This window comes from Streptomyces sp. NPDC002536, assembly GCF_053594995.1.
This window is the reverse complement of record NZ_JBSFWU010000008.1, coordinates 83,186-108,820: the sequence shown is the minus strand read 5'-3', so window position 1 is coordinate 108,820 and position 25,635 is coordinate 83,186. Positions and strand designations below refer to the sequence as shown.

General features: G+C 71.9%; 21 protein-coding genes. 10 read left to right on the top strand and 11 right to left on the bottom strand.

Going from position 1 to position 25,635, the window contains the following annotated elements; genetic code table 11:
- Positions 1-61 precede the first annotated feature (61 nt).
- The 3 genes from ACWD4B_RS05435 (at position 62) to ACWD4B_RS05425 (ending at position 2,653) form a co-directional block, all read left to right on the top strand.
- Positions 62-418, top strand: coding sequence for a peptidoglycan-binding domain-containing protein (locus ACWD4B_RS05435; RefSeq protein WP_451419521.1), 357 nt, complete (start codon positions 62-64; stop codon positions 416-418).
- 114 nt (positions 419-532) lie between these two features.
- Positions 533-1,633: an alpha/beta hydrolase gene (locus ACWD4B_RS05430; protein ID WP_451419535.1), complete on the top strand. Its 1,101-nt coding sequence runs from the start codon at positions 533-535 to the stop codon at positions 1,631-1,633.
- Positions 1,634-1,825: 192 nt separating this feature from the next.
- Positions 1,826-2,653, top strand: a complete 828-nt coding sequence (locus ACWD4B_RS05425; protein ID WP_451419520.1) for a class I SAM-dependent methyltransferase — start codon at positions 1,826-1,828, stop codon at positions 2,651-2,653.
- A gap of 35 nt (positions 2,654-2,688) precedes the next feature.
- Here the strand turns inward: ACWD4B_RS05425 and ACWD4B_RS05420 are convergent, their stop codons facing one another.
- Both ACWD4B_RS05420 and ACWD4B_RS05415 read right to left on the bottom strand, forming a co-directional pair.
- Entirely contained in the window at positions 2,689-4,989 is a 2,301-nt protein-coding gene (locus tag ACWD4B_RS05420) for an Rv1355c family protein (RefSeq protein ID WP_451419519.1), read from the bottom strand.
- Positions 4,986-5,699, bottom strand: coding sequence for a GNAT family N-acetyltransferase (locus ACWD4B_RS05415; protein ID WP_451419518.1), 714 nt, complete (start codon positions 5,697-5,699; stop codon positions 4,986-4,988). The genes ACWD4B_RS05420 and ACWD4B_RS05415 overlap by 4 nt, the downstream gene beginning before the upstream one ends.
- A 214-nt stretch (positions 5,700-5,913) precedes the next feature.
- Between ACWD4B_RS05415 and ACWD4B_RS05410 the strand changes: the two genes are divergently transcribed.
- A complete protein-coding gene (locus ACWD4B_RS05410) occupies positions 5,914-7,290 on the top strand; it encodes a tetratricopeptide repeat protein (protein ID WP_451419517.1) in 1,377 nt (458 codons plus the stop codon).
- A 181-nt stretch (positions 7,291-7,471) separates the two neighbouring features.
- Here ACWD4B_RS05410 and ACWD4B_RS05405 read toward each other — a convergent pair whose 3' ends face one another.
- Together ACWD4B_RS05405 and ACWD4B_RS05400 are read right to left on the bottom strand one after the other, a co-directional pair.
- Entirely contained in the window at positions 7,472-8,335 is an 864-nt protein-coding gene (locus ACWD4B_RS05405) for a hypothetical protein (protein WP_451419516.1), read from the bottom strand.
- A 14-nt stretch (positions 8,336-8,349) separates the two neighbouring features.
- Positions 8,350-9,192, bottom strand: coding sequence for a papain-like cysteine protease family protein (locus ACWD4B_RS05400; protein WP_451419515.1), 843 nt, complete (start codon positions 9,190-9,192; stop codon positions 8,350-8,352).
- 371 nt (positions 9,193-9,563) lie between these two features.
- On the opposite strand from ACWD4B_RS05400, the gene ACWD4B_RS05395 reads away from it, so the two are divergent.
- Complete coding sequence (locus tag ACWD4B_RS05395) at positions 9,564-10,355, top strand: SDR family NAD(P)-dependent oxidoreductase (RefSeq protein ID WP_451419514.1); 792 nt, start codon at positions 9,564-9,566, stop codon at positions 10,353-10,355.
- Positions 10,356-10,462: 107 nt separating this feature from the next.
- On the opposite strand, the gene ACWD4B_RS05390 is transcribed toward ACWD4B_RS05395, so the two are convergent.
- On the bottom strand, positions 10,463-10,825 hold the full coding sequence (locus ACWD4B_RS05390) for a UBP-type zinc finger domain-containing protein (RefSeq protein WP_451419513.1): 363 nt from the start codon (positions 10,823-10,825) through the stop codon (positions 10,463-10,465).
- 125 nt (positions 10,826-10,950) lie between these two features.
- Between ACWD4B_RS05390 and ACWD4B_RS05385 the strand changes: the two genes are divergently transcribed.
- Complete coding sequence (locus ACWD4B_RS05385; protein WP_451419512.1) at positions 10,951-12,678, top strand: FAD-dependent oxidoreductase; 1,728 nt, start codon at positions 10,951-10,953, stop codon at positions 12,676-12,678.
- On the opposite strand, the gene ACWD4B_RS05380 is transcribed toward ACWD4B_RS05385, so the two are convergent.
- The 4 genes from ACWD4B_RS05380 to ACWD4B_RS05365 form a co-directional block, all read right to left on the bottom strand.
- Positions 12,671-15,556, bottom strand: a complete 2,886-nt coding sequence (locus ACWD4B_RS05380) for an NHLP bacteriocin export ABC transporter permease/ATPase subunit (protein WP_451419511.1) — start codon at positions 15,554-15,556, stop codon at positions 12,671-12,673. The genes ACWD4B_RS05385 and ACWD4B_RS05380 overlap by 8 nt on opposite strands.
- 1 nt (position 15,557) lies before the next feature.
- On the bottom strand, positions 15,558-17,807 hold the full coding sequence (locus tag ACWD4B_RS05375) for an NHLP family bacteriocin export ABC transporter peptidase/permease/ATPase subunit (RefSeq protein WP_451419510.1): 2,250 nt from the start codon (positions 17,805-17,807) through the stop codon (positions 15,558-15,560).
- Between the two features lie 8 nt (positions 17,808-17,815).
- Positions 17,816-18,622 carry an HlyD family efflux transporter periplasmic adaptor subunit gene (locus tag ACWD4B_RS05370; RefSeq protein ID WP_451419534.1) on the bottom strand — a complete coding sequence of 269 codons (807 nt, stop codon included), beginning with the start codon at positions 18,620-18,622 and terminating at the stop codon, positions 17,816-17,818.
- Positions 18,623-18,816: 194 nt separating this feature from the next.
- Positions 18,817-19,035, bottom strand: a complete 219-nt coding sequence (locus tag ACWD4B_RS05365; RefSeq protein WP_451419509.1) for a hypothetical protein — start codon at positions 19,033-19,035, stop codon at positions 18,817-18,819.
- Positions 19,036-19,700: 665 nt separating this feature from the next.
- Between ACWD4B_RS05365 and ACWD4B_RS05360 the strand changes: the two genes are divergently transcribed.
- The 3 genes from ACWD4B_RS05360 to ACWD4B_RS05350 all read left to right on the top strand — a co-directional run bounded on the left by ACWD4B_RS05360 (position 19,701) and on the right by ACWD4B_RS05350 (position 22,092).
- A complete protein-coding gene (locus tag ACWD4B_RS05360) occupies positions 19,701-20,531 on the top strand; it encodes an alpha/beta fold hydrolase (RefSeq protein ID WP_451419508.1) in 831 nt (276 codons plus the stop codon).
- Positions 20,518-21,789: a xylan 1,4-beta-xylosidase gene (locus ACWD4B_RS05355; RefSeq protein WP_451419507.1), complete on the top strand. Its 1,272-nt coding sequence runs from the start codon at positions 20,518-20,520 to the stop codon at positions 21,787-21,789. Before ACWD4B_RS05360 ends, ACWD4B_RS05355 begins: the two co-directional genes overlap by 14 nt.
- Before the next feature lie 120 nt (positions 21,790-21,909).
- Entirely contained in the window at positions 21,910-22,092 is a 183-nt protein-coding gene (locus tag ACWD4B_RS05350) for an RICIN domain-containing protein (protein WP_451419506.1), read from the top strand.
- A gap of 35 nt (positions 22,093-22,127) precedes the next feature.
- Here ACWD4B_RS05350 and ACWD4B_RS05345 read toward each other — a convergent pair whose 3' ends face one another.
- Together ACWD4B_RS05345 and ACWD4B_RS05340 are read right to left on the bottom strand one after the other, a co-directional pair.
- Positions 22,128-23,018 (bottom strand): DMT family transporter, encoded by an 891-nt coding sequence (locus ACWD4B_RS05345; protein WP_451419505.1) that lies wholly within the window; start codon positions 23,016-23,018, stop codon positions 22,128-22,130.
- Positions 23,019-23,109: 91 nt separating this feature from the next.
- On the bottom strand, positions 23,110-23,628 hold the full coding sequence (locus tag ACWD4B_RS05340) for a DUF3995 domain-containing protein (RefSeq protein ID WP_451419504.1): 519 nt from the start codon (positions 23,626-23,628) through the stop codon (positions 23,110-23,112).
- A gap of 229 nt (positions 23,629-23,857) precedes the next feature.
- On the opposite strand from ACWD4B_RS05340, the gene ACWD4B_RS05335 reads away from it, so the two are divergent.
- Complete coding sequence (locus ACWD4B_RS05335; RefSeq protein ID WP_451419503.1) at positions 23,858-25,396, top strand: carboxylesterase/lipase family protein; 1,539 nt, start codon at positions 23,858-23,860, stop codon at positions 25,394-25,396.
- Positions 25,397-25,635: the final 239 nt, after the last annotated feature.

Here is a 25,635-nt window from a genome sequence, read left to right as displayed (position 1 = left end):
TCCGCTCGGCGGGGCGGCCGCTGCACCAGGTCATTCACCTCATCGCCGTCGGAGGACCGCCATGAGACGCCCGCGCATCCGTACCACCACCGTCTCCGCCCTGCTCGCCGCCGCCCTCCTGCCCGTTGGCGCTGCCCACGCCGCCGCGCAGCGGGCGCCCTCCGCAACCCACGTGTGCAACTACACCGGGGAGTGGTCGTCCCGTCCCACCGGCCCGGTGCTGCTCCAGCTCCAGTGCTATCTCGGCCACGACCTGACGGACTTCGCCCCGCCGTTCGAGCCGGTGTACGGACCCGTGACACGGAGCGCGGTGCTCCGCTTCCAGGGGTGCGACAACCTGGGGGCGGACGGTGTGCTCGGCCCGCGCACCTGGTACGAGCTCGAGCGTGTTGCCGACAGCGGCGTTCCCGTGTGCTGAGCGGTAACGCGGCGGAAGGCGAGTGGAAGAGATTTTCCAAAAAGCGACTCCCCGCCGGCCCGATGGCTGAATCACACTCACCCCATGAAGATCCACAAGCCCATCGGGCGGCAGATGAGGGAACGGGCCGTGCGCGCGAAGGCGGCCGTCGCCGCGACGGCCGCGGCCCTTCTCGTGTCGGGCACGCTCATATCGGGCGCGCCGTCCGCCCACGCCGACACCCCGGCGGCCCCGCCGAGGATGACCGACGGTTCCGGACTGACCCAGGTCGGCGAGGCCACCGGAACCGCCACCAATTTCGTGATCACCGTGCGGACCGCCGCGGTCGCCGGGGAGCACCGCATCCGGATCCTGCTGCCGGACGACTACGCGACCGCGCCCGCGAAGCGCTACCCGGTCCTCTACTTCCTGCACGGCGCGTCCGACGACCCGGCCAACCCGGGCCTCGCCTACCCCGCCCTCGCCGCGACCCAGAAGATGATCACAGTGATCCCGGACGGAGGCCGGCGGGGCTGGTACACCGACTGGCGCGACCAGAACTCCGCAGCCGGTGCGCAGAAATGGGAGACCTTCCACATCGGCCAAGTGCTCCCGTTCATCGACGCCAACCTCCGCACCATTGCGGATAAGAAGGCGCGGGCCGTCGCCGGCATCTCGATGGGCGGCTTCGGCGCCCTGCACTACGCCCAGCGGCACCCGGACCTTTTCAGCCAGGTCGCCTCGCTCTCCGGCGCCGATGACCTCTCGGTGAACCACCTCGTCATCCGGGGCGCCGTCGTCGCCACCCTCACCAACGCCGGCGCACCGTTCTGCGGTTCCAGCTCCGGCACCACCTGCGCCCTCGACTTCGGTCCCGCGGTGGCCGGCGACGCAGTCTTCGGCTCGCCGTACCCGGTGTTCAACGCCGACCGGTTGTGGAACGAGGCGGACCCCTCCTCCCACATGGGCATCCTGGCCGACGCCGGCATCGGCGTCGCGCTCTACACCGGCAACGGCAACGGCAGCCCCGCCGACGCGGAGTTCTGGGCGGAGTCGGCGACGGTGCACGCCAAGAACGCCCTGGACGCGCGTGGATACCCGGTCCACTACGTGAACTACGGCAACGGATCGGGCTGGGGCACCACCTGCAAGGGCGGCCACGACAGCGGCTGCTGGACGCAGGACCTCACGGACTACGTCCCGCGCCTGGAGGCGGCGTTCGCCTCGGCACGCTAGGCCGTGTCCGGCGGATCTTCGTGCCCCGTCAGGGGCGCGGGGAACTGCGCGACCGGCCAGGACGCTCCCGCAGTCGAGGTGCTCGGGGCTTCGCCCCGGACCCCTGGGTGGTGCGTCGGCTGCAGGCCGTCGATGGCTGATCGCGCAGTTCACCGCGCCCCTGACGGGGCGCGTCACGCTTAGCATGCTGCCATGCGCGACGGCACCCCTGACGCAACGCACCGTGTCCGCCTGAGCCGGACCTTCGACGAGGACGCCGAGCTGTACGACCGGGCCAGGCCCGGGTATCCGCCTGAACTGTTCGACGACCTCGCCGAGACGGCCGGTACCGGCCCCGGCTGCCGTGTCCTGGAAGTCGGGGCCGGCACCGGCAAGGCGACCTTGCCGCTCGCCGAACGCGGGTGCCGGATCACCGCCGTCGAACAGGGCGCGAACATGGCCGCCGTCGCCCGGCGCAAACTGGACCGGTTCGGGGCCGTGAAGGTCGTCACGGCCGGCTTCGAGACCTGGCCGCTGCCCGAGGAGCCGTTCGACGTGGTCGTGTCGGCGACCGCGTTCCACTGGATCGATCCCGCAGTGCGGATGGTCAAGGCCGCCGACGCGCTGCGGCCCGGTGGCGCCCTCGCCGTGGTCGACAGTCAGCATGTGGCGGGCGGCAGCGAGGAGTTCTTCGCCGAGGTCCAGGACTGCTACGAGCGTTTCGACCCGGCCACCCCTCCGGGGCTGCGGCTTCCTGCCGCAAAGGACGTCGACACCTCGGAGTACGCGGACGAGGTCGCACGCAGCGGTCGGTTCGGCCCCGTCGCCTTCCGGCGCTACGAGTGGGACCTGACGTACACCACAGCCGCATACCTGGACGTGCTGCGGACCTACTCCGGCCACCGGGCATTGCCGCCGCAGGCCAGGGAGGGGCTGCTGGGGTGCATTGCCGCACTGATCGACACGCGGTACGGAGGCCGGGTCACCAAGCGGTATCTGACGGAGCTGCGGGTGTCGCGAACGGTCCCATCTTCTCGGTGACCACGAGCCCGGCCGTGCCACGGACGGGCTCGTCGTCACGCACCGCGCTGTGGGCTCGTCGTGTCGAAGCGGAGCACTGCGTCGACGTCGCGGCGCAGGGACCGGACAGCCGGAGGTGCGGCGTAGGTGAGCCGGAACAGCAGGAGCTCGGCCTCGTCCGGCCTGCGGGGGACGATGGCGGTGAACCTGGTGCGCAGGGTACGCAGGGTGTCCGTCTCGGAGGCGTCGAGCCCGGCGCCGCCGCCTCGTTCGGCGCGGGCGAAAAGGTAGAGGAGGGAGGACAGGGGCTGGAGCCCCAGGCCGAGGGAGGTGGCGGTGAGCCAGATGCGTTGCAGCGCGCGGCCGCCGTGGACGTAGGCGCGGGGTTCCGTACCCCGGACGGTCAGGCAGCCGATGGCCGAGGAGGCGGCAACGGCCTTGCGGGCGCCTTCCTCGAATGCCGCACCGCCGCCGATCCGGCGGATGAGGGCGAGGTTCGACCAGTGCCGGGCCATGTGGACGCCGGCGAGGTCGACGTCGTCGAGACCGAGCGTGGTGACATCGAGGCCGTCCCGGGTGCGCTGTGCCTCTTCGGGGCCCCAGCGCAGTTCGCCCATCATGTCCCGGTGCAGCTGTGGGGAGAGCATCCGCAGCCGGTCGCCCGCCCCCAGGATGCGGCCTGCTTCGTCCAACTGGGGGCGGTCGGTGACGAGATGGAGCCGAGTGCCGTTCTCGGTGGCGCAGTCCGTCAGTGCTGCGGCGTGCGCCTCGGCGAGCGGGCGGTCCGGACCGGGATTGCGGTTGGTGGTCCGCTGCTCGATCCAGTCGAACAGGGCAGGGCGCGGGGTGTGGGCCGCTCTGGAGAAGGCCAGCCGGCAGACGAGGCCGGGGTCGGCAGGATCGGGGAAGGTGCGCGCATGGCAGGCCCATCCCGAGGCCTGGGCGGCGAGGTGAATGTTCTCCACTGCCGCACCGATGGCCAGGTGGGTGGCGGACCTTTCGAAGTCGAGCAGGGTCGGTGGCTGTGCGTCGTCGATGCGGCAGTCCAATTCACCGCCGCGTGCGGTGAATTGCCAGGGCTGGCTGTTGCCACCGGACGGTGCCAGGATTCCGTGGGCGACCAGGCGGCGGATCCCCTCCTCGCCCAGGGCGTCGCTTCCGGGATCGGGCAGGAGGAGTGTGGCGGGGACCGCTTCCGGGGCGGGTTCCGGTGCGGGAACCGGTGCGGTCACGGGGGCCTGCGTTCCTGCGCGGATCAGGTCGCCGGGATCGACGAAATAGCGGCCCGAGGCGGTGAACCGGCCGAGGAGGAGGCGGCGCGCGGTATCCGTGACCAGCGCGGCGTCGAGGGCCACTCCGGAGGCGAGTTGGGGCCACGAGGAGATGGTGCTGCCGATTTCGACCAGCGAGGGGACGAAACGCTCGGAGGGCTCGTCCTGCCCCAGGATCCGCAGGACGTAGGGGACTTTCTCGCGGGTCGACATGGCCTTGACGTCGGCGGCCGCCACATCGTCCAGCAGCCCGTGCAGGAGCGGGCGGCCGGGTTCGCGGTCGAACCGTTCCACGTCCAGCATGCCGCGCTCATTGGTCTCCATCAGGACGGGGATTCCGAGCGCACGGGCGCGTTCACGGGCGTGGATCTTGAGGTACAGGTCGTCGCATTCCTCGACGAGCAGGTCGGTGCGGCCGCCTCCGACGAGGAATGCATCGACGTTCTCCTCGGTCAGCCCGTCCGGCCAGACGGCGATGTCGAGGTAGGGGTCGATCTCGTACATCTGCCGTGCGGCGATGACGACTTTGGGCAGGCCGATCTCCGCGACCGAGGCGCGGAGCCGGTTGATGTTCGACAACGCGAGGCTGTCGAAGTCGGCGAGCCGGAACCGGGTGCCCACGCCTTCCTGGGCGAGGGTGACCGCACTTGCGGCACCCACCGAGAGGCCGATCACGGACAGGGTCTTCTGCGCCAGGAGACGTTGCTCCGTTGCCGTGATCTTGTAGCGGTTGCGGGACTGCCGGAGCTCGCGGTACTCGGCCCGGGGAAGAACGTGGACGAGCTGCCGCGACCACGGGTACCACACCCACGTGCCGTACATCGCCGGACGCCGTCCCCCGAGGTGACCGGCGACCGCCGAGGCCAACTCGTCGTTGTCCGGCCGCCAATCGGGCCGTCGGGCGGTGAGGAGTTCCGCCAGCTGTTCGGCGAGCGTGTCCCGTACCGAGGTGACGGCACCGTGTTCGAGCAGCTCGGCCAGGGCGGAATGCTGCTCCGGATCGGCCGGTGCGTACAACTCGGGACGCCACGGAGCTGTGGCGTCGGCGGGCTCGGTGAGGGCGTCGAGACGGGTTTCGAGGTTCATCGGGTGCCTGTCGGTGCCGTCGTCGACAACTGCGGGGCGGTGAAAAGCCGGAGGCCGAGCCGTTCGGCTGCCGTGCGGATCACGTCGGCAGGTATGCAGGGAGCCCGGTCCAGGGCGCAGCTCAGCAGCGTCATCGCCTCGGTCAGCCGCTCCTCGCGGCGGCGGACGGCCTCGACCTTGTCGATGGAGTAGTACGAAGTGACCCCAGGAAACGGCCTGTCGGGCAAGGGACGGTCGTGTCGGAAGCGGTAGCCGCACCACTCGTAGGCCCTGACGCGTTCCGCGGCGCAACTGCCACAGACCACGGTCGCCCCCAGCCTCTGTGCCGTCACGGTGGCGACGACGACCAGCAGGGTGCCGAGATGGCGACCGCTCCAGTCGCTCTCCACCCACAAGCCGCAGATCTCCGCCACCGACTCCCCGGCAGTCAGCCCGTCCGCCAAGGCCCGGTCGAACTCCTCGCTCGCGAGGTGGATTTCGGAGGGCAGCCGACCCGCAATTCTCCGGTGGATGCGGATTCCGCCGACGAGCCTTCCCACGTCGTCGAACGCCGCAAGACAGCTCAGCGGGTCGAGAGTGGTGCGCGCATCCGTGCCCCCGTACTGCGTCATCGCCTCGTAGCCGAGCCGGGCATAGGCGCGCTGCTGCGCATCGAGACAGGCACGATGGGCGGGTTCGTCGAACAGGGCGTCGAGCAGCCGGATGTGCATCGGGAATACCTCGAAGCGTGGGGTCGGCCCGGAGCGCGGCACGGCTCGGGGCAAGGCCGAAAACTACGGGTCCGCCCTGCGGCCGACCACGTGATTTTCGGTCATGTGCGCCGCCCTGATGGTGCGTTCCCGAGCCGGTACGCTCGGCCGTGAGGCAGGGACGGCCCCGGCAGGAGGGCAGAACAGAGTGGTCACGGACCGGCATGCTCACTCGATGACGTACACCGATGCCGATGCGGCGCGGCACTACGAGCAGGCCCTCGGCAGCCTGCTCCACTTCCGCGAGGAAGTCGCCGCCGAGGCCGGGGCGGTGCTCCAGGCCTCGCCCCGGTCCGTCATGGGGAACGTCTTCCGGACGTACCTCGGCCTGCTGGGCACGGAGGAGAAGGACGCGGCCGAGGCGGCCACGGCTTTCGAGGCGCACCGCCGGGACGTGCCTCCTGCCGACCTGACCCCGCGGGAACGCATGCACGTCGAAGCGGCCTCCTGCTGGCTGGGCGGTGACATGCACCAGGCGGGGCGCATCCTCGCCGAACTCGTCGTGGCGTACCCGAAGGACGCCCTCGCGCTCGCGGTCGGCCACCAGATCGACTTCTTCACCGGCAACGCCACGCTGCTGCGCGACCGCATCGGCGGTGCCCTGTCCGCCTGGGACGCCGACGATCCGCACTACGGCCTGCTCCAGGGCATGTACGCGTTCGGCCTGGAGGAGGCCGGGCACTACACCCAGGCCGAGCGCGTCGGCCTGGAGGCCGTGGAACGCAACGCGCGCGACGTCTGGGGCATCCACGCCGTCGTGCACGCCTACGAGATGCAGGGGCGGCACGAGGACGGCATCCGCTACCTCGACGCCCGCACGGACGACTGGTCGACCGGCAACTACCTCAACGTGCACAACTGGTGGCACTACGCGCTCTATCTGCTGGCTACCGGCCGCACGGACGGAGTCCTGGCCGTCTACGACGACGCCGTGCACCACGAGGGCTCGGCCGGGGCGGCCATGGAACTCCTGGACGCTGCATCGCTGCTCTGGCGGCTGTACTTGGCGGGCACCGACACCGGTCACCGCTGGCCCGCACTGGCCGACGCCTGGGCGCAACGACGCGACGGCGCCTACTACGCCTTCAACGACGTCCACGCCGTCATGGCCTACGTCGGAGCCGACCGCATCTCCGATGCCGAACGGCTCGTCCGAGACCGCGAAGCATGGTTGCGCGGCGCCGGCGCCGGCGCCGGCGCCGGTCGTCCGGAGCCGTCCAACGTCGCGATGACCGCGGAGATCGGGCTGCCGGTGTGCCGGGCGCTCGTGGCGTACGGGCAGCGGCGCTACGCCGATGCGGTCGACCTGCTCGTGCCCGTACGGCACCGCCTCCACGGCTTCGGCGGCAGCCACGCCCAACGGGACGCCGTGCAGAGGACTTTGGTCGAGGCTGCCCTGCACGCCGGACGCCAGGACCTGGCCCGCACCCTGCTGAGCGAACGCCTCAACCTGCGCCCCCAGTGCCCCTACAGCCGGGACGCCCGGGCCCGCCTGCAGCGCTCATGGCGCTTCTCGCAACCACCGGTTCCTGCCAGTGGCACGTCCACCTGAGCAACGCCTGGAACGACGCGAGGAGCCGCTGCCCGGATCCGTGCCGCCCCGGTGCCCTGGACGATCGAACCGGCACGCGTTGTGCTGCTCGTTTACGACCTGCGCGCCTCGCCTTCTCACCCACCGGCGGCGGCCGGCCCCCCCCGTCGAAGGGAGGGGCCGGTCCTGTCGACGGGCGGCGTCAGGCCGCTCGGCGCCGGCGGCGCAGCACCGCCACGGCTGTGCCCGAAGCCGCGAGGGCGATCGTGCCGAAGGCGGCGGGGAGCCATGAGGTGGAGGTGGCGGTGTCGGGCCGCTGCCCGGCATCCTCGGCCAGGGCGTAGCCGCCGGCCAGGCCCTTGCGGTCGTAGGACGAGCCGGCGAGTTTGTCGCCGTAGCGCTTGGCGACGAGCTGCTGGTAGGCGGCGAGCGTGACGTGCGGCTCGCCCTGCAGGGCTGTGGAGGCCTCCTTGTTGAGGGGTTCGACGGTCCCGGCGCCCGTCAGCCGGTACCAGGCGTGGAGCTGCGGTTCCAGGAACGTGCGGGCCTGCTCGGTGCCGCGCTCGGCGGCGCCGATGTCCGCCTCGCCGTCGCGGATGCCGGCCAGGTGCCAGGAGCCGCTGCCGGGCCTGGGCATCAGGAACACGGCCGCCTGGTGGCCGTCGGCGGCCGAGACGCGGGAGGCGAGGCCGGACAGTCGCAGTGCCGTACCGGCGGTGGGCCTGGTCTTGCCGGTGACGAACTCGGGGGCGAGTTCGTACAGGGGTACCGGCTTGTCGAGGTCGAAGTGCGGTGCCGCAGCGGGCTGTTGTGCGAGTCCGCGCCGGTCGCCCCCGGCCGTCCCGCCGTCCGCGCCGGCGGCCGGGGCCGGGTGTCCGGTGGCCGTCAGGAAGCGGGACACGGTGGAGTGGACCTGGTCGGAGCGCAGAACCTGCTGGGCGGCGGCGTAGTCGGAGGCGGCGGGCGCGGCGGGTCCGTCGGCGGCCTGCGCGGGGCCGACCGCGCACAGGGCGGCGACGGCAGTGGCCGCGCACAGGGTGATGGCGCGTCTGGTCGTACGGTACATGGTCGGTGGTCTCCTCAGCCCTGGATGCCGGTACGCGTGTGGGTCCACCGGAAGGAGTTGTTCCCGGAGTAGGTGGAGTAGTCCCACCACGTGTAGGTCTGCGTGCTCGGCCAGGGATCGCCGACCGCGATCATGTTGCTGTTGCCGTCGTAGCCGTAGATGACGTTCATGTGGCCGCCGCCGGAGGTCCAGCCGATACGGACGGCGAACGGACGCCCGTTGGCGATCTCGTTCTGCGTCTCGGAGAAGGACGCGTTGCGGTAGAGGTCGCGGCCGCTGTTGCGGAAGCCCATGTTGGCGAGGCCGTTGGCCATGTCGCCGAGTGTCGCGGGCCGGTTGTTGCAGTCGAGGCCGCCGTTGCCCTGGGCGGCCAGGCGGCAGAAGTCGTACTGGTTGTACTTGGTGTAGCCCCAGTAGTTGGCGATGGTCAGGCCGGAGGCGTCCCAGCACCACTGGTCGCGGACCTGCTTCTGCATGCCGATGTTGAGGACCTTCTGGGCGGCGGGGCGGCTGGTGCCGCAGACCGGCAGGCCGCCGGTGTCCTCGCGGATGAACGCGTCGGCGAGGTAGTAGCTGCCGGACCAGATCCAGCGGGAGTTGTTCTCGACGACGTCGCCGGTGGTGCGGCACGCCATGGGGATGCGGTCGCCGGGCCGGGAGGTTCCGGTGACGCCGGCGGACAGCGACGGCTGTGAACGCTGGTTGACGGTGGCGAAGTTGCCCTGCCCGCCGACGACCGTTCCGGTGGCGGCGGCCTGGGCCTGGGGACCTAAGGCCATCAGCAGCCCGCCGGAGAGGGTGGCTATGAGGGCGGAACGCAGCGCCTTCTTGCGCGCTGGTATGCGGAATCTGTGCATGGGGGGTTTCCTTGGTCGTGCTGAGACGTACTGAGACGTACTGAGGCCGTGCTGAATCTGTGCGCTTCCTGTGTGGGGCGAGGGGGTGGCGGGAAGTGTGCCAGAACAGATGTGCCGTCAGGCAGTCATGATTTCGAGGCGGGATGCGGCCGAGGCGTCCGAGGATGAGGCGGGAGGGAGTGGACGCCGGGCAACTGACTCCGGAGTCAGCAGCCTTACCGGCCGGAAACAAATGGTCCGATCCAAGTCCCGCTGTTTTCCGTTCCGTTGCTTAATGAGATCGTTATCTTGGAACGGATGAATCCGGTTGTGTGCACTGGCCCTGAGTGGCGGCACTGTCACCCACGATCACTCCGACGGGAGCACGAGACATGGATCTGCGCGGCGCGAAGGTGTTGTTGACCGGGGCCACCGGCGGCATCGGGCGGGCACTGGCGGTGGGCCTGGCGGCCCGCGGCGGCGAGGTGGTGCTCACCGGGCGCCGCACGGACGTGCTCGAGCCGCTGGCCGAAAGACTGGGGGGCCGGGCCATTCCTGCGGATCTGTCCGACCGGGACGCGATCGGGGAACTCCTGCAGGAGGCGGGCGAGATCGACGTGCTCGTGGCCAACGCCGCGCTGCCGGGGGCGGGTCTGCTGTCCGACTACTCCATCGACCAGATCGACCGCGCGCTCGACGTCAACCTCCGCGCGCCCATCGTGATGGCGAAGCTGGCCGGTGAACGCATGGCCGCCCGGCGCCGCGGCCACCTGGTCTTCATCTCCTCGCTGTCCGGAAAGGCCGCGTCCGGGCAGACATCCCTCTACAACGCCACCAAGTTCGGGATGCGCGGCTTCGCCCTCGCGCTCCGCGAGGACATGCGGCCCCACAACGTCGGTGTCTCGACGGTGTTCCCCGGCTTCATCAGGGACGCGGGCATGTTCGCCGACTCCGGCGCGACCCTGCCCCGCGGAATCGGCACACGTTCACCGCGGGACGTGGCGCGCGCGACCGTACGGGCCGTCGAGCAGAACCTCGCCGAGGTGGACGTGGCCCCGCTGAGCCTGCGCCTGGCGACCCTCGTCGGCGGCGTCGCCCCCGGCCTGGCAGCCGCCGTCCAGGGCCGTTTCGGCGGTGACAGGATCACCGCACAGCTTGCCGAGGGGCAGCGCGACAAACGGTGAGCGCTCCGCGGGGGCAGTGCGTCGACTGCGGGCTCGTCGTGGCTGGTCGCGCCCACGCGGCGGAGCCGCATATGTAGGCGCCCCGCGCCCCTTCGGGGCGCGGCCAATCAGCGCAGGCGCTGCTCCCAGTCCTCCGGTACGCGCCCCTGCGGTCCCGGGACGGGCTGGTCGGCGGGGTGGCAGGTCGGCGGGGCCAGGTCGGGACCGTCGTAGAACTGCTCGGTCCCGGCGTCCCAGAACCAGTCCTCCCCGGGCTCGAAGCTGGTGAGGAACGGGTGGCCGGCCTCGCGCGCGTGCTGGCTTGCGTGCTGGGCCGGGGAGGAGTCGCAGCAGCCGATGTGGCCGCAGGCGGCGCAGCGCCGCAGGTGGAACCACCAGCCGGGGCCGTCGTCCGCCAGGCACTCGGCGCAGCCGTCCCCGCCCGGGGGCACCGAGGGGTCGATGCCGGGAATGCCACGGTCGTCGGGCATGATCCGTCTCCTTCGCAGCGCCGCGCATCCCCATTGTTGCTCCGTCCCCCGCGCACCGCACACGCGATGTGCCGGGCAGAGGGACACTGGAGGGGCCTGGAGCAGCAGTGGGGCTGGTGAGGCTGATGAGTACGAACAGCAGCGCGCGGATTCCGGCCGGGCCCGCCGTGGACACGACGGATCCCTACCAGCGGATCGCGCAGACCTTCCCCCGGCTCACCGACGAGCAGGTGGCCCGCACCCGCTGCTTCGGGCAGGTCGAGGACCTCCGGGCCGGAGCCCCGCTGTTCCGGCGCGGGGACCTGAGCGCGGACTTCTTCCTCGTCCTGGAGGGCAGCATCGAGGTCTACCACCGGGCCCTCGACGGCACGTGCCAGGTCATCACCGTGCACGACCCCTACCAGTTCACCGGTGAACTGGACCTGTTCAACGACCGGAAAACCCTGGTCAACGGCCGGATGGGCGAGGACGGCCGGGTCGTGCGCCTGCACCGTCCGCAGTTCCGCCGGCTGCTGGCCACGGAACCGGACATCGCCGAGATCGTCATGCGTGCCTTCATCCTGCGCCGCCTCGGCCTGATCCAGCACGGCCAGGCCACCGTGCTGGTGGCAGGCCCGCCTGCCACCGCCGACACGCTGCGGGTGCTGCGGTTCCTGGAGCGCAACGGCTACCCGGTCACCGTCGTCGACCCGGCGGGCGGGCCCGACGCCCGCGAACTGCTGGTCCGTTACGGTCTGGACGGCCGCGCGGTGTGGCCGGTGGTGGTCTACCGGCCGGACCGGGTCCTGGAGAACCCCACCAACCGGGAACTCGCACAGCACCTGGGCTTCGCCGAGACACTGGACCCGACCGCCGTGTTCGACCTGGCCGTGGTCGGCGCCGGCCCCGCCGGACTGGCCACCGCGGTCTACGCCGCCTCGGAAGGCCTGCGCACCGTGGTGCTGGAGGCCGAGGCGCCCGGCGGCCAGGCCGCCACCTCCTCGATGATCGAGAACTATCTGGGCTTCCCCACCGGGGTCACCGGCCAGGCACTGGCCGGGCGCGCCCAGGTGCAGGCGCAGAAGTTCGGTGCCCGCATCGTCCTGCCGCGCCGGGTGGTGGGCCTGGACTGCAGCCGGAGGCCCTACACGGTCACGCTGGAGGACGGCGCCCAGGTGCAGGCCCGGTCGGTCGTCGTGGCCACCGGTGCGCGCTACCGCCGTCTGGACCTGCCCGGTCTGACACGGTTCGAGGGCAACGGCATCCACTACGCCGCCACCCCCACGGAGGCCGGCCTGTGCGAGGACGAGGACGTGGTGGTCGTCGGCGGGGCCAACTCCGCCGGCCAGGCAGCCGTGTTCCTGTCCCGGCACGCCCGGAGGGTCCACATGCTCATCCGCGGTCCGGGCCTGTCCGGGAGCATGTCCCGTTACCTCCAGGACCGTATCGAGGCCACCGACCGCATCGTGGTGCATCCGCACACCGAACTCACCGGCCTCGACGGCGAGGAGCACCTGAGCCGGGTGCAGTGGACCGACAACCGGACCGGCTCCGCGGAGACCCACCCGATTGCCAACGTCTTCCTGATGCTCGGAGCCACCCCCAACACCGACTGGCTGAGCGGCTGTCTGGACACGGACCACAAGGGGTTCGTCCGCGTCGGAACGCAGGTCACCGACCGCCGGGCGTATCCCGACGGCGGGCAGCCGGCCGGCTTGGAGACCAGCCTGCCCGGCGTCTTCGCGGTCGGCGACGTGCGTTCCGGGTCCGTCAAGCGCGTCGCCTCCGCCGTCGGCGAGGGCTCCGTCGTCGTCTCCGCCGTGCACAACTCCCTCACCGCCACGGACCGGCGTTCGAGCGGCCACGTCAGGTGATCTGCCGCCGCACCAGCTCGTGGAACAGACCGGCCGTGTCGGCGAGGAGTTGGACAGGCGTTCCCTGCTGGACGATCCGGCCCTCCGACATCACCACGACCCGGTCGGCGTCCATGACGGTGGAGAGCCGGTGGGCGATCACGATGCGGGTGGCCCGCAGGGCCCGGGTGGAGTCGATGACGATGCGCTGGGTCTCGTTGTCCAGCGCGCTGGTCGCCTCGTCCAGGAACAGGATGCGCGGCTTGCGGACGAGTGCCTGGGCGACCATCAGGCGCTGGCGCTGACCGCCCGAGACGGCACCGCCGCCGTCGGACAGCATGGTGTGCATGCCCATGGGCATGGCCCTGATGTCGTCGGCCAGGCCCGCCGACTCGGCGGCCTCCCACGCCTCTTCGAGCGAGAAGCTCTCGGCCCCGCGGATGCAGTCGAGGATCGACCCCGAGAAGGGCTGGGCGTTCTGCAGGACGACGCCGCACTGGCGGCGGACGGCGGCCCGGTCGAGGGCCGCCAAATCCTGGCCGTCGTACAGGACGCTGCCGGTTGCCGGTTTGTCGAAGCCGATGAGCAGGCGCAGCAAGGTCGATTTGCCGCAGCCGCTGGCCCCGACGATCGCGACGAACTCGCCCGGCTGCACCCGGAACGACACGTCGTCGAGGACGAGCGGGCCGTCATCGGCGTACCGGAAGCTCAGGTTGTGCACCTCCAGGGCGCCGCTCAGTGTTCCCGGCCGGACACTGGAGCCGCTCACCTCCGGGGTCTCCCGGAAGAGCGGCCCGACCCGCTCGAACATCGGCTGCACGGCGGCAGCCGAAAGGAGCGCACCGGTCAGCTGGGTGACCGACGACAGCAGCATCGTCACGGCGGTGCTGAAGGTGAGGAACGCGCCGGCGGACATGCTGCCCTGCGCCGGTCCCGCCAGCAGCACGAACATCACGAGCGTGGACAGCGGCAGACACACCGCGTTGAGCACCGTGACGACGTTCTTGATCCGGCCGATGCGCTGCTGCAGCACCCGGGTCCGGGCGAACTCCTTCGCCCAGGCGGCGTACGCGAAGCTCTCGGCGGCGGCCACCCGCAACTTGGGCAGTCCGCGCAGGGTCTGGAAGGCGCGGTTGTTGAGCTTGTCCTCGAGCCCGATCAACTGCCGCTGGTAGCGCAGCTGCCACAGTCCCAGACCCAGGAAGGCCGTGGCGATCACGAGCAGCATCGCGATCGCCGCCAGCGCCAGCGGCACACTGTAGGCGAGCAGCAGGACGAGGTTCACCGCCCCCACCGTGCTCGCCTGCACGGTCACCGAGCCGATGCCGGACAGCACGCGCCGGATGGAACTGATGCCCATGGCCGCGCCGGCCAGTTCGCCGGTGGAGCGGCCGGTGAAGAACCGCGTCGGCAGGCGCAGCAGCCGGTCCCACACGGCGGGTTGCAGGGTGGCTTCGATACGGCCCTCCAGACGGAGGACGGAGATGTTCTGCAGCAGCATGAAGGCGGCCGAGACGACACCGGTGGCGACGAGCGCCAGAGAGGTCTGCACGATGAGGTCGTTCGCGGCCTGGGGGACGTACGAGCCGAGCACCTTGCCGGTGGCGACGGGCACGAGCGCGCCCAGGCCCACCGCGACCAGCCCGCCCAGGAGCAGGGAGCGCAGCTCCCGCGCCGTCCCGCGCAGGCTGAAGCGCAGCAGCCGCAGCAGGCTCAACTCGCCGTCGGGCAGCGGGCGGTAGAACATGACGGCGCGCGGCGCGAAGGCGGCCTCGTCGGCCTTGCCGACGCGTTCGTGTGTGCCGGTGGCGGGATCGACGGCCTGATAGCCCCCGCGCCGCCACAGCAGCGCCACCGGTGTCTCGTCGTCCGCGCGCCGGCCCACCAGGGGCCCGTTGTCCTCGCGCCACCAGCGGCCGTCGAGCCTGACGGCGCGGGTACGGATCCGGGAGGCGAGCGCGATGCGCTCGACGGGGTCCACGGGCCCGGAGCCGGCGGCGCCGCTGTCGCCGGGCCCTGCCAGGGTGATGCCGGCCTCGTCGGCGACCAGGCGGCACACGGCGAACGTCGCGTCGTCCCCCGTGTCGCGGTGTGCGCTGCCACGGGAACGGCCGATGGAGGCCAGCAGCGCCCGGTCGGCCTGCGCGCGGGCGGCCTCGCCGGCCTCGACACCGGCCGCCGCGCGGTCCTCGTGGGCGCGTTCGAGTTCCTCGATCCGGTCGTCCAGGGCGTACAGCAGCCGGTACTGCTGGTCGACCATGCCCTGCCACATCACCGCGTCGACGAGGAGCACACCGGCGGTGTCGTGCCCTTCGTAGAGGGCGCCGTACTGCACGTCGCCGGGGGAGATCTGCATCCACAGGACGTCGTCGTCGGCCGCGCCCTCCTGGTAGAGCGCGCGCAGGCCGCGTCCCACGCCGAGCGCGAAGGCGTTCTCCAGGGGACTCGGCGCCCCGCCGACGGCACCGTGGGAGGCATGCCCGTACGGGTCGTGCCCGTACGAGTTGTGCCCGTACGCACCGTGTCCGTAGGAGCCGTGCCCGTACGGATCGTGTCGGTACGGATCGCGGTCGTACGACGGACGGTCCAGCTCGCGCAGTTCCACGCGGCGCAGCCGGCAGCCGTGCACGGGCCGTCCGAGCAGGGTGTGCCGGGGGCCCTGGGCCGGGCCCAACAGCAGTGTGCCCGCTGCCAGTCGGCCCAGGAAGTGCCAGTGGCCGGCCTGCACCGCATCGACCGCGAACAGGTCCAGCTCGCCGTCCACGACCAGCCACAGGACGTGCGGCCCCTCCAGGGACAGGCTGCGCAGCCCCGCGCAGTCGACGGCCGTGCCGAGTCCGCCGAGCGCCTCCACGACCGGGTCGGTGGCGGCGGCCGTGGCGTAGTGGGGAGAGGTCACGTCAGTGCTCCTTGACCAGTCGGGCGTACGCGCCCTGCGCGGCCAGCAACTCCTCGTGCCGCCCGCGCTCGACGACCGTGCCGCGGTCGAGCACGACGATCTCGTCGCTGTCGCGCACCGTGCTCAGCCGGTGGGCGATGACCACGCAGGCGCAGCCGCGCCGCCGCAGGTTGTCCATGACGATCTGCTCGGTCGCCGCGTCGAGTGCGCTGGTCACCTCGTCCAGGACGAGGACGCTGGGACGCCGGACCAACGCCCGTGCGATCTCCAGGCGTTGGCGCTGGCCGCCGGAGAAGTTGCGGCCGTCCTGTTCGACGCGACTGTGGATGCCGCCGGGGCGCCGGGCCACGACGTCGTGGACGGCGGCGTCCTGCAGAGCGGCGACGACGGCCTCGTCGGAGATGGACGGATCCCACAGGGCGACGTTGTCGCGGACGGTGCCCTCGAAGAGGAAGAGGTCCTGGTCGACGAAGGAGACGGAGGCGGCCAGCGCGCCGCGCGGAATGTCCTCCAGCCGCATCCCGTCGATGCGGACGGCGCCCTCCCAGGGGGCGTACAGGCCGGAGACGAGCCGGGAGACGGTGGACTTGCCGCTGCCCGAGCCGCCGACGAGCGCCACCTGCCGGCCGGGGCCGACCGAGAGGGAGAAGTCCTTGAGCAGGGGAGCGTCCAGCGGGCTGTAGCCGAAGGTGACGGCGTCCAGTTCGACGTGGCCCGTCAGGCGGCGGGTGCCGGCGGGCGGTTCGCGCCGCGCATGGACCGGATCGACGGGGAAGTTCTCGACGTCCTTGAGGCGGGCGACCTCGGCGGCGAAGTCCTGGACGCGCCCGGCCACGCCGTTGAGGCGGGCGATGGGGGCGGTGAAGCCGGTCACCAGGGCCTGGAAGGCGACCAGCAGACCGACCGAGAGATGCCCTTCCACCGCCCGCAGGCCGCCGATCATCAGGATGAGCGCGCTGTTGAGCGCCGCCAGCGTGGGGGCGACGACCGCGAGCCAGGCGCTGGGCACCCCGAGCCGCTGCTGCACGTCGAGAGTGACCGCATGCCGTCCGGCCCACCGGCGGAAGAAACCGTTCTCGCCGCCGGTGGCCTTCATCGTCTCGATGAGCTGCAGGCCGCTGTAGGCGGTGTTGACGAGCCGGGCGTTCTCGGCGCGCAACTGCTCGGTCCCGGTGGCGCGTACATGGACGGCCACGCGCAGGGCGACGACGTTGAGCAGCGCGATGCCGATGCCGACGACGGTGAGCTGCGGGTCGTACGTCCACAGCAGCACCGCGTAGAGGACCACGACCACCGCGTCCACCGCGGCGGCGGCCACGTCCCTCGCCAGGGTCTCGGCCACGGCGTCGTGGGACTGCAGTCGCTGGACGAGGTCGGCGGGACTGCGCTGGGCGAAGAAGGTGACCGGCAGCCTGAGCAGGTGCCGCAGGAAGCGGGCGCTGCCCAGGGTGGAGGAAATGATGCGCCCGCGCAGGAGGTTGGCCTGCTGCAGTGCGGTGAGGGTGGCCGTGAGCAGCAGGGCGGTCGCCATCGAGGCGAGGAGCACGCCGGTGAGGGAGGTCCGGCCGCCGATGAGGAACGTGTCGATGTACGTACGGCTCAGCGCGGGCACCGCCGCGCCGACGACCACCAGCAGGAGACTGGAGAGCACGGCGGCGAGCATGGTGCCCGACGTGCCGCGCAGGCGGGCGGGCAGAGCGGCGAGGATGCCGGGTCTGCGGCCGGTGCGGCGGAACCCCTCGCCGGGCTCGAAGGTGAGGACGACGCCGGTGAAGCCGGTGTCGAACTCCTCCATGGGAACGAAACGCCTGCCCTTGGCGGGGTCGTTGACGTACACGCCGCGGCGGCCCAGGCGGCGGCCCATGCCGTCGTACACGACGTAGTGGTTGAACTCCCAGAAGAGAACGGCCGGGGCGGGCAGCCGGGCGAGTGCGGCCAGGTCCATCTGCATGCCCTTGGCCCTCAGCCCGTGGCCGCGGGCGGCCTTGAGGAGGTTGCCGGCGCGCGAACCGTCCCGGGAGACGCCGCAGTCGATGCGCAGCTCTTCCAGGGGGACGAAGCGGCCGTGGTGGCCGAGCACCATGCCCAGTGCGGCCGCGCCGCACTCCACGGCCTCCATCTGCAGCACGGTGGGGGTGCGTACGGGCCGCGGCGTCCTGCCCCTGGGCACGGACACGGCGGCTGCGCCCCGGCGGCGCCGGTGGCCGGGAGCGGACGTGCGCAGCGGGGCGTTGTCCTGTGTCGCGGTCATGGGAGCGGTCATGGGAGCAGCCAGTCGACGGGCCGCTGCGCGGGGAGGTGGACGGCGGCGGTGACGGGCGTGGTCGGGCCGAGGGGGTACGGGGGCCCGTCGGCGGAGGTCCACCGGTAGCCCGACTTCGTGGCGGAGGAGCGCTCCAACTGCACGAGCACCGCGACGGGGTCGCCCTGCCGGGAGAACTGCGCGGCGAGCCGTGCGTCGCCGAGGAAGCTGCTGATCTGCGCCTGCGACTGGGGGGCGTGGCCGACGGCCTCGACGCGGCCGCGGAGCATGCCGAACCGTTCCCGGGGGACGGACTGGACCGTCAGGTCGACCGGGGCGCCCGGGGAGATCGTCCCGCCGCTGTCGCCGGGCAGGTAGAGCATGGCCACCAGCGGGTCGTCCGGGTTCTGCACGCGCTCCACGATCGCCACGTCCGCGCCCGTGGCCAGGACGCTGCCCGTCCTGGCGGCCAACGTGGTCACCCGCCCCCGGGCCACCGCCCGCACGGTCCGGGTGCCGTGGTCCGTGGCAACCTCGACGAGCGGGGTGCCCGCGGAGAGCAACTGGCCCTCCTTGGCGAGGACTGCGGTGACTTGTCCCGCGTAGGGGCTTTGCAACAGATAACTGCCGTCTGGGTGGGCGAGGATGCCGGGTGCGCTCAGCCTGGAGGACACCGATCCGGTGAATACCCAGACCCCGGCCGCGGCCATCACCAGGAGTGTGACGGCAAGGACGAGACGTCCCTGCGGGCGGGCGAAGTGCACGGGCAGATCAAGTTCTTCGGGCGATTGCAGCTTGGAAAGCGCCTTCTGGCGGAACTGCACGAACCATTCCTTCGACTGCATTCTCGACAGGGTTGTCGAATTGCTTGGGGAACGTGGGGAAACAGCCATGAACCCCGGAACAGGGGAGTGGTTCCGGGGCTCATGGGTTTCCTGCGACACCTCACGGCAGCGCGGACGCGACCGTCAGGCCGTGAAACTCCCCGGACCCTGCTGTCCGGTGGCGGAGTTCACGCTCAGAGGCCGGCGACGCCGACGTTCAGGCCGACGATGCCCTCGACCTCGCCGGGCAGGGCCTTGGCGGCGCCCACCGTGTTCAGCGAGGTCACGGTGTTGACCACGTTGTGAACGTCGCCGGTCACGGCGCCGAGAAGACCACCGGAGATCGCGACGCCACCGGCAATGGCGTCCAGCTCGGTGTCGTCGATCTCGCGGGTCTCGATGTCGTTACGCATGGTGTGTGCGCGCCCTTCGTTCGTCTGACTCTTTCTCAAAAAGACGGTGGACAACGGAAAATCCGTCCCACCGCCTCCCGCGACAACCCGGCCGAAATCGACCGCCGTTCAAAAGGTCGCCGCGGTGCCGCAGATATAAGCACGCGAACGGGCGGCACGGCCAACCGTGTTGCTGAATGCGGGCGCGGGAGCGCACCGTCCGAACAGGCAACTTTCCGATTCCTTTGCCGTATCGGTGCGACTTCTTCACAAGATCGAGTAACAGATTCGCGCCCTCCGTCCCGTTCCCGGAACATAGCCGGACACAGCGTCATCAAGTGTGCCGGGCATAACCGGCATTCTGTGGGGTGGCCGAGGGGAGGGTGCGATCTGGCATCGCAGTTGTAAAGATTCTTTGAAGCGACGCACGGTGGTGGCCGTGTGACAAGCCGTGGTGGCCCCCGGTCAGCGCCCCGTAGGGGCGCGGGGAACTGCGCGACGAGCCACAGGCGGCCTGCAGCCGACGCACCACCCTCGGGGTCCGGGGCGAAGCCCTGGGGACATCGACTGCGGGCGCGTCGTGGCCGATCGCGCAGTTCCCCGCGCCCCTTACGGGGCGCGAAGATCCACCGGACAGGCCCTAGGCTGCCCGATGTTCGGAAAAGAGCGCACGAGGGAGGCCGCCGATGCCCGTGGAGTCCTTCGTCCGGCTCCGCAACCGCCGCTTCGCCTATCTGGACTTCGGAGGCCCCGGCCCCGTACTGCTGGCCCTGCACGGTCATTTCGGGCGCGGGCGGATCTTCGCCCCGTTGGCCGCCGCGCTCGCCGGGCGCTGCCGCGTCGTCGCGCTCGACCAGCGCGGGCACGGACTCTCGGACAACGGCGGCGACTCCACACCCGATGCCTACGTCGCCGACGCCGCGGCCTTCCTCCAGGCCCTCGACCTCGCGCCCGCAGTGGTCCTGGGGCACTCGATGGGCGGCGCGATCGGCTTCCTGCTCGCCCACCAACACCCCGAGCTGGTCTCGGCGCTCGTGATCGCCGACATGACCGTCCTCAACCAGGAACCCGAGACCCGCCCCGTCCTGGACGTCACCGCGTGGCCCCGACGCAGCCCCTCCCGCCGGGCCCTCAAGGGCGCCATGGAAGCCCAGGGCATCCCCGATGCCTCGTACTTCCTCGACAGCGCGGCCCGGTTCGACGACGGCTGGGGACTTCTCTTCGACGCCGACGACATGATGGCCTCCCAACGGGCGCTCACCGGCGACTTCTCCGCCCAGTGGGCGGCTTCCGCGCAGCCGGCCCTGCTCCTGCGCGGCGGCGACAGCTTCATCCTCACCGCGTCCACGGCGCAGCGCATGGCGGCCGAGCGGCCGAACACGGATCTGGTCGAACTGCCCGGTTGCGGACATTGGCTCCACTTGGACGCTCCGGACGTGTTCGCCGCGGAAGTCCGGTCGTTCCTGGACCGGATACGGGCGGTCCCGGATAGTCTCGGATGTCGTGCGACGACATGACGCGGACGGGCCGGGCGTGGACCGTCGCGCAGCGGCGCTCCAGCCGGGCTGGGGCTTCACGCACACCCGGTACAGCGCGGACCACGGCACACCGGACGCCACCGGAAGGGTCGGTGCCCTGCTCTCCGCGCAGCCCCTGCCGCAGAACCAGCACATCATGGGCTGGGGCGCAGAGAACCCCGAACCGGCGCCCGGACGGTACGACTTCCAGGCCCTCGACGAGCGCGTCGCGCTGATGCGGGCCACCGGCGCGCTCCCCGTCCTGACCCTGTGCGGTGCCCCCGACTGGATGAAGGGCGGCCGGAAGGGGCGTACCGACTGGTCGCGGCTGGAGGCCGCGCCCGATCCCGGGCACTACGCGGACTTCGCGCGGCTGGCGGGGGTGGTCGCCCGCCGGTATCCGGACATCCGGCACTTCCTCGTGTGGAACGAGTTGAAGGGCTTCTACGACGAGCGCAAGCGCCGCTGGAATTACGAGGGGTACACCGATCTGTACAACCTCGTGCACGAGGAGCTGAAGCGGCAGAACCCGGAGAACCTGGTCGGCGGTCCCTACGTGGTCGTCGACCACGATCCGCCCGGCGACGAGGACGGCTCACCCGAGGTGCGCGGCCCCTGGGGCGGGCTCGACCGGCGCTCCGTCGATGTCGTCCACTACTGGAACGCGCACAAGGCGGGCGCGGACTTCGTCGTCGTCGACGGAGCGAGCTACACCCGTGAGGGCCACCGGACGGTCCCCGACGAGTTCGCCGCCACCGGGAAGTTCGCCGATGTCACCCGCTGGCTGAGGAGCGTCACCGGGCTCCCGGTGTGGTGGGCCGAATGGTACGTCGAGCCGCCCGCCGAGGACGACGGGCCGGGCGGCCGGGACGGCTGGAGCGAGCGGCACTGCACCGCCGTGCACGCCACCGCGCTGATGAGGCTGGCGGAGGGCGGCGCGGCGGCCGCCTTCTACTGGAATCCGCAGCGGACCGGGGACGACTGCCCCGGTTGCCTGTGGCGGAGCACCCAACTGCACGACGGGGGCGACGGGTTGCCCATGGCGCGGCTGCTGGCCCGGTTCGCCCGGGAATTCCCCCCTGGCACCGCTTTCCGGCCGGTCGCCGCCGCCGCGGCATTCGGCGCCCGGATCGAGGTGCTCGCCGACGAGACGGCCGTGCTCGTCGTCAACACCGAGCGCCGGCCGGTCGCGGCCCGGGTCGACGGGCGGATGCTGGCCCTCTCGCCGTACGAGGTGCGGTGGTTGGACCGGGTGTAGCCCGGAGTACGCCCCTGCCGACGGCATCGCCACCCGAAACGGCTCGTCACGCGTCGGCCGCCTCCCGTCCGGGTGAGGTGCCCAGCCGGGCGAACGCGCGGGAGACGTCGGCGAGTCGGGATGCGGCGGCGTCGGTGCCGGCGGCGGTGTCCAGGGGGAGCGGGCCGGGCCGACGGATCGCTGAAGAACGTCCTCACCGGCAAGTGCCTCGACGACCTGGGCTTCAACACCGACAACGGCACCCAGTTGGGCATCTGGGACTGCAACGGCCTGCCCAACCAGAAGTGGATGCTGACCCCTTGACGCACCGTATGCGACCGGTGGCCCGGGTCCGCCGGTCACCCCGGGCGCGGCCCTGCCGCGCCCGGCGGGTCCGGCAGGGCCTGCGACTCCACGCGGGGGAGCACCAGCACACCTGCAGTGATCATGAGCGCCCCGACGGCCTCCGGGACCAGCCACCACCCGGTGCGCACGTGCTCCTCGTACACCACGAGCCCCAGGGTGACGCTGACCAGCGCATCGCCCAGGGTGAGCGCGGGCTGCGAGGCGAGCAGCGGCCCCGATTCCATGGCGTTCGAGAGCAGGAAGAGGGAGACGGCGCCCATCACCAGGAAGCCGTAGGCCTGCCAGGCGGTGAAGAAGGCAGCGGCGCCCTGCCGGGCGAAGGTGACCGCGGCGTCCTTCATCAGGGCGGCGGTCAGCGCGTAGCCGACGGCGGCGGAGGCGGCGAACAAGGCGGCGCGGGCCTTGCCCCGGGGGCGCGGAAGCGCGGCGACGACACACACCGCCATCGCGGCGAGCGCGGCCACCACGGCCGCCAGCCACCGCGCGGCGGCCACGTGCACGTGCTCGCCACTGGGCGCGGCGGCGGCCAGCCCCAGCCCGAGGCCCCCGGCGACCGCCGCGATGGCGGCCCAGCCGTACCCGGGCAGTCGGCGGCGCAGCACGGGGCCGGCGATCAGCAGGGCGAAGGGGAGCTCGCTGACGACGATCGGCTGCACCAGGGACAGCGAGCCCAGCGAGAGCGCGAGGGCCTGGAAGACGGCCGCGCAGATCACGGCGGCGATCCCGCCCAACCACACGGGACGGTGCAGCAGGTGGCGCATCAGCCGCAGGCTGAAGGCGTCCGACCGGGGAGCGGTACGGGCGGCCGTCCGCTGGAGCACCACGGCCGCGGCGTTGCTCACCGCGGCCAGGACGGCGAACAGCACGGTGAGCACGGCGGCCACGGGGTTCCCTCCGGTCGCAGGCGGTCGACGGCCCACGATGACAGAGCCGCCACCGGGCCCGCGCGGCGCACCACCGGGGCGGCCTGCACGGTCACCCGGCCGCGCCCGCCCGGGCCGACGCCGTCGCTCGGCGGCCGAGGGAGGCGAGGGCGAAGAGCAGCCCGCCGGTCATGAAGAACGGCTCGTACACGAAGGTCGAGAACCGGTCCATCGCGTCGAGACCGGAGGCCGTACGGGCGCCCACGGCCAAGGCCACCCACTCCGGGACGGACGGTGCGGCGTGGAGGAGCAGCAGAGCGGCAGTGCCCCGGACGCCGACGGTGAGCAGCCCTGCCGGGAACCGTGTGCCCCAGGGCCGGACGAGTGCCAGGGCCAGGGCAGCGGCCACGGCGCAAAGGGGGACGGCAAGGATGTCGATGACGAGGAGCGGGGTGTTGCCGAGCACGGAGAGACCGGCCGGCAGACCGATCCGGCCGCCGAGGAGCCAGTACACGTGGACCAGGGAGAAGGCGGTGGCCCAGGCGGCCGCCGCATAGGCGGCCGCCCGGAAGATCGAGCGGCGAAGGCCGGCTTCACGGGAGCCGGTGGTGGTGCGGGTCTCGGTGTCCATGCGGTCCACGTTCGCCGGTCGGGCATGCCGTGCGAATCGTCCGGCCGGTCCGTTCCGGTCCCCTGTCCGGGGGAGTCGTGCTCGCCCCGGAGTCGGACCTCGCCGGTGGCGGCCGATGCGGCCGTGCCGGGCGCCGGGCACGCCCCACGCCCCCTACTGCCCCGTAAATGGCTGGCCTTCGTGATGCCCTCGGCGGGATGATGTTCTCCCCGTCTGCGAAGGGACCGAGATGACGACTGCCGCATCCGAACCGACCGGCTCCGAGCCCGAAGTCCGCACCGCAGCCGGGGCGGTGCGCGGCAGTACGGAAGAGGGCGTGGCGGTCTTCCGCGGCATCCCGTTCGCCGAGCCGCCGGTGGGCGCGCTCCGGTTCGCCGCACCGCAGCCGGTCAGGGGCTGGGACGGCGTGCGCAAGACCGTGTCGTATGGCCCGCCGCCCCCGCAGGCCGGGGTCTTCGGCATGGACGCGCTGTCGCGGGACGCGGCGGGCGACGACTGGCTGACCGTCAACGTCTGGTCGCCCGAGCCGCACGCGGGAGCGGGGCTCCCGGTGATGGTGTGGATCTATGGCGGCGCCTACATCATCGGCATGTCGAGTCTTCCCGAGTACGACGGGGCCCGCCTCGCGCGGGAGGGCGGTCTCGTCGTGGTGACGCTCAACTACCGTGTGGGCATCGAGGGTTTCGCGCAGCTCGACGGCGCGCCCGCCAACCGGGGCCTGCTCGATCAGCTCGCCGCGCTGGAGTGGGTGCGCGACAACATCCGGGCCTTCGGCGGCGATCCGGACCGGGTCACGGTCTTCGGCCAGTCCGCCGGTGCGGGGTCGATCGCCGCGCTGCTGGCCATGCCGCGCGCGGCCGGCCTCTTCCACCGGGCCGTCGCGCAGAGCGTGTGCGGGACGTTCTTCTCGCCGGAGCTCGCTGCCGACATCGCCGCCGTCTGTGCCGCCGAGCTGGGGCTGCGCCCCACGGTGGCCGACCTGTCGACCGTGGCCCCGGACCGGCTGCCCGCGGCCGGTGATGCGGTCGCCGCCAAGTCGGCCTCGTTCGCGGAGCGCTGGGGGCAGCCTGCGTACAAGTCGGTCCTGTTCTCGCCCGTCGTCGACGGTGACGTGCTGCCCGTCACGCCCTGGCAGGCCCTGGCGGACGGCGCCGGCCGGGACGTCGACATCATCGTCGGGCACACCCGCGACGAGCAGCGGCTGTTCACCGTGGTCGAGGGCATGCTCGGCAAGGTGACGGACGAGCAGGCGGAGACCGCTCTGCGCCTCCTCGCCCCCGGCCCGGACGGCGCGCGCCGGTACCGCGACGGATTCCCGGCCGCAGACCCGGGAGAGCTGTTCGAACTGGTCAGCTCGGACTGGCTGTTCCGCATACCGAGCCTCCACCTCGCCGAGGCGCAGGCCGCCGGCGGCGGCCGGGCCCACCTGTACGAACTGGCCTGGCCCGCCCCGGGAATGGAGGGTGCCTTCGGCGCCTGCCACGGCCTCGACATCCCCCTCGTGTTCGGCAACCTGGGCAGCGGCCAGCCCTCCGTGCTGTTCGGCGAGAGCCCGTCCGCCGCCGCGGAGGAGCTGTCCGCGCGGATGCGCACCGCGTGGACGTCGTTCGCCGTCCACGGCGACCCCGGCTGGCCCGCGTACGACGCCGGACGACGCCTCACCCAGGTCTTCGACGCGCCATCGGCCGTCACCGCCTACCCGGAGGAGACCTCCCGCCTGCTCTGGCAGGACTGCCCCTTCCCGGTGCTGCCACTGATCGGCGGCTAGGCCGCGTCCGGCGGATCTTCGCGCCCCGTCAGGGGCGCGGGACTGTTACATCATGCGGCTCCGCCGCGTGGGCGCGACCAGCCACGACGCTCCCGCAGTCGAGGTTCCCCCAGCTACCGCTGGGAGGTGCCCCCAGGGGCTGCGCCCCGGACCCCAGAGGTAGTGCGTCGGCTGCGGGCCGTCGGTGGCTGGTCGCGCAGTTCCCCGCGCCCCTGACGGGGCGCGAACATCCGCCGGAC

What these genes read in the sequence shown, in the direction of transcription:
- ACWD4B_RS05435 (WP_451419521.1), top strand. Translation starts at nt 62, where the DNA reads ATGAGACGCCCGCGCATCCGTACCACCACCGTCTCCGCCCTGCTCGCC.
- ACWD4B_RS05430 (WP_451419535.1), top strand. Translation starts at nt 533, where the DNA reads ATGAGGGAACGGGCCGTGCGCGCGAAGGCGGCCGTCGCCGCGACGGCC.
- ACWD4B_RS05425 (WP_451419520.1), top strand. Translation starts at nt 1,826, where the DNA reads ATGCGCGACGGCACCCCTGACGCAACGCACCGTGTCCGCCTGAGCCGG.
- ACWD4B_RS05420 (WP_451419519.1), bottom strand. Translation starts at nt 4,989, where the DNA reads ATGAACCTCGAAACCCGTCTCGACGCCCTCACCGAGCCCGCCGACGCC.
- ACWD4B_RS05415 (WP_451419518.1), bottom strand. Translation starts at nt 5,699, where the DNA reads ATGCACATCCGGCTGCTCGACGCCCTGTTCGACGAACCCGCCCATCGT.
- ACWD4B_RS05410 (WP_451419517.1), top strand. Translation starts at nt 5,914, where the DNA reads ATGACGTACACCGATGCCGATGCGGCGCGGCACTACGAGCAGGCCCTC.
- ACWD4B_RS05405 (WP_451419516.1), bottom strand. Translation starts at nt 8,335, where the DNA reads ATGTACCGTACGACCAGACGCGCCATCACCCTGTGCGCGGCCACTGCC.
- ACWD4B_RS05400 (WP_451419515.1), bottom strand. Translation starts at nt 9,192, where the DNA reads ATGCACAGATTCCGCATACCAGCGCGCAAGAAGGCGCTGCGTTCCGCC.
- ACWD4B_RS05395 (WP_451419514.1), top strand. Translation starts at nt 9,564, where the DNA reads ATGGATCTGCGCGGCGCGAAGGTGTTGTTGACCGGGGCCACCGGCGGC.
- ACWD4B_RS05390 (WP_451419513.1), bottom strand. Translation starts at nt 10,825, where the DNA reads ATGCCCGACGACCGTGGCATTCCCGGCATCGACCCCTCGGTGCCCCCG.
- ACWD4B_RS05385 (WP_451419512.1), top strand. Translation starts at nt 10,951, where the DNA reads ATGAGTACGAACAGCAGCGCGCGGATTCCGGCCGGGCCCGCCGTGGAC.
- ACWD4B_RS05375 (WP_451419510.1), bottom strand. Translation starts at nt 17,807, where the DNA reads ATGACCGCGACACAGGACAACGCCCCGCTGCGCACGTCCGCTCCCGGC.
- ACWD4B_RS05365 (WP_451419509.1), bottom strand. Translation starts at nt 19,035, where the DNA reads ATGCGTAACGACATCGAGACCCGCGAGATCGACGACACCGAGCTGGAC.
- ACWD4B_RS05360 (WP_451419508.1), top strand. Translation starts at nt 19,701, where the DNA reads ATGCCCGTGGAGTCCTTCGTCCGGCTCCGCAACCGCCGCTTCGCCTAT.
- ACWD4B_RS05350 (WP_451419506.1), top strand. Translation starts at nt 21,910, where the DNA reads ATGCGGCGGCGTCGGTGCCGGCGGCGGTGTCCAGGGGGAGCGGGCCGG.
- ACWD4B_RS05340 (WP_451419504.1), bottom strand. Translation starts at nt 23,628, where the DNA reads ATGGACACCGAGACCCGCACCACCACCGGCTCCCGTGAAGCCGGCCTT.
- ACWD4B_RS05335 (WP_451419503.1), top strand. Translation starts at nt 23,858, where the DNA reads ATGACGACTGCCGCATCCGAACCGACCGGCTCCGAGCCCGAAGTCCGC.